This is a genomic window from Streptomyces sp. NRRL S-87, from assembly GCF_000719335.1.
Taxonomy (GTDB): Bacteria; Actinomycetota; Actinomycetes; order Streptomycetales; family Streptomycetaceae; genus Streptomyces.
The window spans coordinates 1-965 of sequence record NZ_JOGB01000169.1 but is presented as its reverse complement, the minus strand read 5'-3'; the positions used below and the strand labels follow the sequence as shown (position 1 = coordinate 965).

The 965-nt window shown below is 72.7% G+C and carries 2 protein-coding genes and 1 pseudogene; 2 read left to right on the top strand and 1 reads right to left on the bottom strand.

The features are described 5' to 3' along the window. Together IF43_RS41340 and IF43_RS0135580 are read left to right on the top strand one after the other, a co-directional pair. Positions 1-275: pseudogene (locus tag IF43_RS41340) on the top strand (carboxyl transferase domain-containing protein); the annotation flags it as partial. 14 nt (positions 276-289) lie between these two features. Then, positions 290-484 carry an acyl-CoA carboxylase subunit epsilon gene (locus IF43_RS0135580; RefSeq protein WP_030211181.1) on the top strand — a complete coding sequence of 65 codons (195 nt, stop codon included), beginning with the start codon at positions 290-292 and terminating at the stop codon, positions 482-484. Positions 485-692: 208 nt separating this feature from the next. Here the strand turns inward: IF43_RS0135580 and IF43_RS0135575 are convergent. Continuing rightward, on the bottom strand, positions 693-965 hold a 273-nt coding region (locus tag IF43_RS0135575), incomplete at its 5' end, for an ATP/GTP-binding protein (RefSeq protein ID WP_030211177.1).

Here is a 965-nt window from a genome sequence, read left to right as displayed (position 1 = left end):
CGGAGCCAAGCTCCTGTACGCGTACTGCAACGCGACCGTGCCGCGGATCTCGCTGATCCTGCGCAAGGCCTACGGCGGCGCGTACATCGTCATGGACTCCCGTCAAGGAGTACAAGGCCGAGCTGATGCACCCGTACTACGCGGCCGAGCGCGGCCTCGTCGACGACGTCATCGACCCCGCCGAGACCCGCGAGGTGCTCATCAGCGCCCTCGCGATGCTCCGCAGCAAGCACGCCGACCTGCCGTCCCGCAAGCACGGCAACCCGCCGCAGTAAGGAGACACCGACCTATGAGCACCGACACGCTCCTGCGCGTCGAGAAGGGCAACGCCGCGCCCGAGGAACTGGCCGCGATCACCGCGATCCTCCTCGCCCGCGCCGCCGCCACCCCGGCTGTCCCCGCCGCCCGCACCCGCTCCACCGCGGGCTGGCGCCGCCTGGAGCGCAGCTCCGGCTTCCGCGCGCCGCACAGCTGGCAGGGCTGAGGCCGCCGGCACCCCGGCAGACCGCGAACGGTCCCGAACTCCGAGAGAGTCCGGGACCGTTCGCGTATCCGCCCCCGGACCCTCCCCGGGACGCGCCCCGAACCCCGAAGCGGCCCGCCCGGGACGTGCCCGGGCTTCGGACCGGGCCCCGGACACGCCGAAGGCCCCCTCCCCGGCGGGGAGGGGGCCTTCGGCACGTACGTACCGACTACCGCAGGCGAGCCATGAGGGCGTGCTCGACCAGCGTGATCAGCGCCGACTTCGCGTCCGCGCGGTGGCGGGCGTCGGTGGTGATGATCGGGGCGTCGGGTCCGATCTGGAGTGCCTCGCGGACCTCTTCGGGGGTGTACGGCTGGTGTCCGTCGAAGCCGTTGAGGGCGATGACGAAGGGGAGGCCGGAGTTCTCGAAGTAGTCGACGGCGGGGAAGCAGTCGGCGAGTCGGCGGGTGTCGACGAGGACGACGGCGCCGATGGCGCCGCG

Coding starts and splice junctions, on each gene's coding strand:
- IF43_RS0135580 (WP_030211181.1), top strand. CDS start 290: ATGAGCACCGACACGCTCCTGCGCGTCGAGAAGGGCAACGCCGCGCCC.